Source organism: Phaeobacter sp. B1627 (genome assembly GCF_006265095.1).
In the GTDB taxonomy this organism is placed as follows: domain Bacteria; phylum Pseudomonadota; class Alphaproteobacteria; order Rhodobacterales; family Rhodobacteraceae; genus Epibacterium.
The window spans coordinates 1-6,376 of sequence record NZ_VCNK01000070.1 but is presented as its reverse complement, the minus strand read 5'-3'; the positions used below and the strand labels follow the sequence as shown (position 1 = coordinate 6,376).

Sequence of the window (6,376 nt, the reverse complement as noted above, 5' to 3'; positions counted from 1 at the left end):
TAAAAATGGGGGGATTACCGCCCCAGTTCCGCTTGTTGGCCGTTAGACGTCCCAGCAAGTCAGCGATCTCCTCATTCTCGTCGCTCAGGATCGGGCTTTAGCGGTAGCAGGTCCCGCTGATCTGGAACGTTCGGCAGGCCAGCGCGACGCTGACCTCATGCACGGCTATCACCCTCATGCCCCCCGCCCTCCGCCTGTTTCAGGATTGCCATCTCCTGCGCGTCGCTAAATCGTCCATTCCTCATCGAAAATCTCTTCAGATATCCAGCCGAGAACTCTGCACTTTTGAACACCACTAAGTTTTAGGGGGATTGCCAGAGGACGCATTCTTCAACACAGAACGCGCCCAAGGGGCGCTACTAAACCCACCTGATGACATCTAATCCCGGCCGCAAACCTGTCCGAAAAAGCAGGACCACTTCACTCGCATTTAAAGACAGACCAGCGGGCAAGCTCCGCAATGCCTCCCAAGGTTCCACGGGAAATTCAGCAATTAGTAGTTAACCAAACGTAAACCATCTGACATTGTCTAGGTTGAGGGAATCATTTTCACTCGCCTCCGGGTGGATTTGAGGCTGCTATTCTCGATCACCCCACACCGACACTCTTCGAGGGAGGAAGACCATGGCAAGACTGACTTTGGGCGTTGGCGCAACCGTACAATCGCTTGGCGACAAGATCCTGCGGGCGGGCATTGAATATAAAACCACCGGCCACCCCAGCGCCTCTGCGGAAGCCGCGGTTGTTGCGTTGCTGACAACGCCACCGAACACCACGGTGCAATTTCACTACGACGACCTGCAAAATCTACATATCGTGGTGCCAAACACAAATCAGATCGCCACCTCTGACCTCGACACGTCCGATCCGGGCGCCAGCCGCCTGAAACGCATCGCGGCCGAAGGCCTCGGCGCTGCGGTCATCCTCGGCTGCCAGATGTGATCCTTTCTCCGAGGCTGCTGTGCATTGCATTGTAGACTTGTCCGATCTCCTCTCGGTCTCGACCCCGACAGGGCGTGACATCACGCCAGTCGGAGCCCGTGCCCGTGCGCTGATCGCGCTTTTGTCTCTTTCGCCCAGCAGTGCCTGCTCGCGCACGTGCCTTCAGGACATGCTCTGGAGCACGCGGGCTCCGGAACAGGGCCGCGCCAGCCTGCGTCAAGAACTATCTCGGCTGAAACGACATTTTCAAAAGGCCGGCGTAGAGCCGCTGGTCGTGGAACGGGACCTCGTGCGTCTCTCGCCGAAATCGGTGAGGTTGCGTCTCAAGGACAACAACCCCTGCAATTCAGATGGCAGGTTTCTCGACAATGTGGACGTGCGCGATCCTGAGTTCGAAGACTGGCGTCGCATGGTTTTGCAGGCGCGCTCGGAGAACCGGCTAGGGGAGTTTCTTTGTACGCAGCTTCTCGAAACCCCGGCCCAGAGCCAGATGCAGCTTCCGGACTTTCTATCCTCCAAGGCGCCGCTGAACAGCCAGCAAACCATCACCCTTGCGCCGTTCGAATTCGCAGGCCCCGACGTGCCGCCGATGATGCGGGATCTGTTTCGCACCTCGCTGCTTTGCCTTTTGAGGGAGGCCGATTTTGACGTCTATGAAACGTCAAGCCCACCCGCGCGTGGTCAATCCCTCTCGGCCGTCACGTACATGCGGCAGGGGATAGAAGCCACTCTTGTGCTGAAGTCGGCACCCGGCCAGCGCGTCACCTGGAGCCGGACCTACCGGCTTCGTGCCGACAGCGGCATTGGCGAGGTTTTACGGCTCTGCGAGGAAATCACTCTTCATATCGTCAAATCGGTATTTGCCTCGACCTGGTCACGGCTGCCCAGCTGGGACCGGGTTTCCCCGCTTTTGCGGCAGGAGTACCTGTTGGGCAAACGATTTGAATTCAGCGGCAACAAGCTCCTGGAGCGCAGGGCCCCTGATGCATTCGCCAAATGCCTGGCACTCGACCCTGACTTCCACCCTGCCCATGTTGCGCTGGGTTTTTGCGAGATCGACAGGGTACGATTTGGCGAGACCCCGGCGCCAGGCCGTAGCCTTGATATGGCCCGGCAGCATTTCGAGGCCGCTGCCTCGCTCGACCCCGAGAGCTTCTGGACCCGATGTCTCGGCATTTATGTCGCGTTCTTTTCGGGGGAACAGAATAAGAGCATTTCGAAACTGCGCCAATTGATCAACACCGCCCCCTTCGACCCTGAAAAGGCGGCTTATCTTGCAACGCTGCTGGGGCATCACGGGGACCTGTCGGGTCAGCTCGACATTTACGACAGCATCGACCAGATTGGCCATGACAGCCCCAATTGGGCGGATCGCGGGCGGACCTGTGCGGCGGTTCTGACTGATGCGCCTGACGCCGAAGACCGCGTGCGAAAGGCGTTGTCAGAGGAAGGCCCCAATGAGGCAAACCTGGTCTCACTCCTGCTGCTATTTGCCCGTTCGGGACAGCTACAGCTGGCCAATACCTGTGCCAGTCAACTGCAGCGTCGCTTCATGCATTTTGACGCGCTGAAATGGGCGCAACGCTATCGCCACGGGCGCCCCGACCTGTATGAGAGCCTGGTCGAGGACTTTTCCCGGCTGGGTCTTTAGGATCAGCCAGCCGGCAGTTGTGTCGCAAGGACGCTGTAGACCACGCGCCCGTCTTCCACCTCGCGTTTGAGCAACATGTAAGCGGAGACACTGACCGTGTTTCCGGCGCCTTCCTCAATCAGACCCTCGCTGGCCAGACGCGCCTCTTCCGCCTCTGTCAGGTTGGTGCTGAACCAGGCATCCCCCTGCTGATACACCAGCGCATATGGGCGTTCATCCGGCAGCCGTGCGCGGAAAGTCACGGCCGGCTCACCAATGTTGTAGCCGTGCAGCTCCAACATACGATCCAGATTGTGCTGTTGGGCAATGCCGTCGCGGGTGGTGCTGTTGTGCCATTGGCACAGCGGCATCAGATAGCACCGGCCACCGGTTGGCACATGGCCATCCTGCTGGAGCGTCATATGGCCGCCAACCAAAAAATGCGGGTGGCTGGAGGCGCCCTCAGGCAAAGGGTCCGTGGTATAGCAATGGTCATGAGCCCCCGTGCCGATGCCGTAAGATATCAGGAGCTGACGCCAAGTTTCGCCATAAATCTTGGGGTCACCCGTGCTGCCGACGACATTATAGAGAGGCTCAGTGACCAGGACCACCTGTGCGTAGGTGGACTCCGGGCGAAACTCCGTCCAATGGGTGGCCAGCTTGCTGAGGGTGTCTGCGACGCTGTCAGTGCTCATGTGAATTCTCCGTATTTTGAGTGAAACGCGCAGGCGGACGCTGTCCTGCCTGCCTGCGCGCCGTCTGGCGGTGCCTCCTCGGAAGGCGCAGCCCTGCGTTCAGGGATCAATCCTTGATCGCATCTCCAAGGCTGGTCAGCAGGGTCCCCGCAATCGGCACGGCGACTTTGGCGATACTGGCGATGGTGCCGAAGATGCTCGCCATCTCTTCATCACTGTACCCATCATCCTTGCCCAGGAGCTGCTTGGCAACATCCAGCGCAACCGGAGCCACGGCAGGAATGACCGTCGCCGCCAGTCCGACCAATCCACCAACGAGACCAAACAGTTCGTCGGTTTCCGGGGGCGCGACCGGAGTGTCGAGGGCAACACTGCTCGGCCCCAGCAGCAAGGGCACCAGCTGCGCCCGACCCACATAGTCTGCCGAATCCACTTCCTCATGCAGAAGACCTTCGACTATGGATAGGGCAAGCCCCGGCAGCGAGAACCCCAGCGCATTTTCCGCGCTGTTCGATGGAGAGCGGAATTCCAGTGTTTTGTTGATCGGAACCGAATTGGGGCTGTGAACCGTGAGGAGCACGCGCTGTGTCGGCTTCCCTTTGTACCTCCCCCAGCTCGCTGCTGTATAGGCCACTGCGCCAGGCGCATCGGCGCAGGTTACGACCGAACCATTGAGCGGAACGACTTCGGACTCAGCCATAGACGTCAGAAAGCTGCTGGTCGCCTTGTCCCGGTGAAGCATTAGAAGTTGCGGCGTGGCTTGAAGTGTCATTGGATCAAATCCCTATGCGTTGGAGTTAAGTTCAAGTCTCCTTGCCGAGGTTCATACTTCCTCAACCCGGAGTGGCTCTATTTGAAGTCCACGGCGCTCCACAGCCGTGACAGCAGCGTAAATCCGGCGCAACACATGTGTGACAAACCGCACCGGGTTGCGGCACCCCGTGAAATTTCCTCCATCATTGCGGATATAGTCTTGCGCTATCTCTCCCTGGGCGTGCTTGTTTGAGCTATCCGTTTCAAAGCCCGAATTTGGAGGAAAAAGCATGGTGGATACCGGGTTCGACCGTCGGCTGATATCGGCGCCTGCAGCCTGCGACATGCCGGACGGATTTCCCTTCAGGGCGGCCCTCTGCGCGGTCAATCTCGATCAACACAACGGCGCAGTCCTGCTCTCATCCGGCTTCGGAGAAACAGAAGAGGAGGCCGGTTTCCTGGCCGAAATGGAGGCTGCGGAACGCTACAGCCTGACCTATGATCCCTTGCGCGAGGACCCTATTGCGCCAATTCTATGGGCGGGTGGATCGGCACAGCCGCTGCCTCAGGCCGACCTTGCGTTGCGCGCGCCTGGGCGTAAAAACCGATCTCATGGTGCCGCCGCGGGTCCGGAGATCGACAAAGCCTGTCGGGCTGCGCTGTTGGAAATGCTGGAACATATTCACATTGAGCCCGGCCGGGGCAGCCAATTTTTCGAACTTGACCTGCCCGTCCTCCCCGCAGCGCGCGCCATGCACGACTGGTGCCGCGATCGCCATCGTGCCCTGAGCTGTCAGGTCTGTGACGCCAACCATGGCTATGTCGTGGTGCGCGCGCGCTGTAGTGATCTGAACGGAGGCAGGCCCACATATGGCTCCGCTGCTGCGTCGGATCCGGTAGCAGCAGTGATCTCCGCACTTCGGGAAGCAATATTCTCCTGGCGCAATATGGTTGAGCTGGAAAGCCGGGGGGCACAGGCAGGAAGCGACCCACTGTCCCAATCTGCGCTGCTTGAGTATCGAGGGGCAACCGTCGCGCGTCCCTGGCCCCAGTGCCCCATTGGGGAAATTCCTCGGACGAGCAGTTGTACTTCCACCAAGACTTTACTGGGGCATCTGAGTGAGCTTGTGCAAGAGCGCGTCCAGCTTTTTGACTTGACCCATCCTTCATTTCAAATCCCGGTGGCCAGGGTGTTTATCGGTTAAGCGCAGGACGGCCCGAGAGAATGAGCCGCCTAAATCGCAGTCAGGAACTCTGCGCCAACCTCTTTGCTGTTTGCGACGTCCACGGCCGATCCCCGTAGTCCCGTGCGATGGGCGGACGCCGACGTTTTTAAATACTGTACGTAGCCTGAGCGCGATGAGCAAATAGCCGGGGGTGGCACGAAGACGAGATCACGCGGACCGGGAAACCTGGCCGGATGGTGAGGGTCGGCAGGGCCTCCAGCTGGCGTTGGACGATGCGCTGGCTTGCCGCGTTGATCGAGCCGAGGGCCCCGTCGCGGAGCGCGCGGGCGAGGCGGTCTTCGTCGTCCAGGGAGAGTTCCGCGCCGATCGCCAGCAAGGTGGAAAGCCCCGCCGCGCGCAGGATGCTGGCACAATGATTGTCGACGCGGTCCTCGAGACCGGCATAGCTCGCGGCATCAGCGCCGGGTTGGCGGTCCAGGACGAGGGATCGCCCATCGGGAAATATCAGTCGTTTCCAAACCAGGCGCACGCGACGCTGGCCGACGGTGTCGCGGTCGTCATAGTGACCTGCCACCAAGAATTCGGACCATTCAAAATGTGAGTTTGTTCTCGTAAAGTTCAAAGCAAGGAGGAGAACGAAGAATGCGGAAGTCACGTTTCACCGAGTTGCGATAGGACCGTGGCCCCAGTGGGGCCGCGTAAGCGCGGAGCAAGATTGTCGGGATTTTGCAGGAGTATGCTGCCGGGGCGAAGGTTTCGGATCTTTGTCGTAAGCACGGCATGCCAGATGCGACACTGTACAAGTGGAAAGCCAAGTAGGGTGGGATGACAGTAGCCGCAACAGGCTCTCGACGAAGCCGGTCGTCCACCGCAGCGACATGCCGAACAGCACTTTCATTGAAAGGCACATCTGAATGGTGGCATCGCTATAGGTCCGCTGACGGCCAAGCCTGCCTGTCGGCAGGGAATTCCAGTTCATCTCGGGATCGAACCAGATGGTCAGCGAGCCCCGGCGCGTGAGCGCTTCATTGTAGGCTGGCCAGTTTTTTGTCTTGTAGGTTGGGGATGTAGGTCTGCTCATGCATCCCAGCTACCATGCTGAATTCAGGAGATGAATCCGACACCCGATTTGTGCAACATGTGTAGCAGCCCCATGCGCAAGAGGAATC

The 6,376-nt window shown here is 59.3% G+C and carries 5 protein-coding genes and 3 pseudogenes; 4 read left to right on the top strand and 4 right to left on the bottom strand.

Going from position 1 to position 6,376, the window contains the following annotated elements; all coding sequences use genetic code 11:
* The first annotated feature begins 624 nt into the window (after window positions 1-624).
* Window positions 625-942: a hypothetical protein gene (locus FGE21_RS19490; protein WP_139665064.1), complete on the top strand. Its 318-nt coding sequence runs from the start codon at window positions 625-627 to the stop codon at window positions 940-942.
* Between the two features lie 37 nt (window positions 943-979).
* Window positions 980-2,593 (top strand): hypothetical protein, encoded by a 1,614-nt coding sequence (locus FGE21_RS19485; RefSeq protein WP_139665063.1) that lies wholly within the window; start codon window positions 980-982, stop codon window positions 2,591-2,593.
* Between the two features lie 2 nt (window positions 2,594-2,595).
* Here FGE21_RS19485 and FGE21_RS19480 read toward each other — a convergent pair whose 3' ends face one another.
* Together FGE21_RS19480 and FGE21_RS19475 are read right to left on the bottom strand one after the other, a co-directional pair.
* A complete protein-coding gene (locus FGE21_RS19480; RefSeq protein WP_139665062.1) occupies window positions 2,596-3,267 on the bottom strand; it encodes a hypothetical protein in 672 nt (223 codons plus the stop codon).
* Between the two features lie 106 nt (window positions 3,268-3,373).
* Window positions 3,374-4,039: a hypothetical protein gene (locus FGE21_RS19475; RefSeq protein ID WP_139665061.1), complete on the bottom strand. Its 666-nt coding sequence runs from the start codon at window positions 4,037-4,039 to the stop codon at window positions 3,374-3,376.
* 271 nt (window positions 4,040-4,310) lie between these two features.
* Between FGE21_RS19475 and FGE21_RS19470 the strand changes: the two genes are divergently transcribed.
* A complete protein-coding gene (locus FGE21_RS19470; RefSeq protein ID WP_139665060.1) occupies window positions 4,311-5,225 on the top strand; it encodes a YcaO-like family protein in 915 nt (304 codons plus the stop codon).
* A 127-nt stretch (window positions 5,226-5,352) separates the two neighbouring features.
* On the opposite strand, the pseudogene FGE21_RS19465 reads toward FGE21_RS19470, so the two are convergent.
* Window positions 5,353-5,781 (bottom strand): annotated as a pseudogene (locus FGE21_RS19465) (TrbI/VirB10 family protein); the annotation flags it as partial.
* A gap of 140 nt (window positions 5,782-5,921) precedes the next feature.
* Here FGE21_RS19465 and FGE21_RS19460 point away from each other — a divergent pair.
* Window positions 5,922-6,023 (top strand): annotated as a pseudogene (locus tag FGE21_RS19460) (transposase); the annotation flags it as partial.
* Window positions 6,024-6,036: 13 nt separating this feature from the next.
* Here FGE21_RS19460 and FGE21_RS19455 read toward each other — a convergent pair.
* Window positions 6,037-6,288 (bottom strand): annotated as a pseudogene (locus FGE21_RS19455) (transposase); the annotation flags it as partial.
* Between the last annotated feature and the right edge of the window lie 88 nt (window positions 6,289-6,376).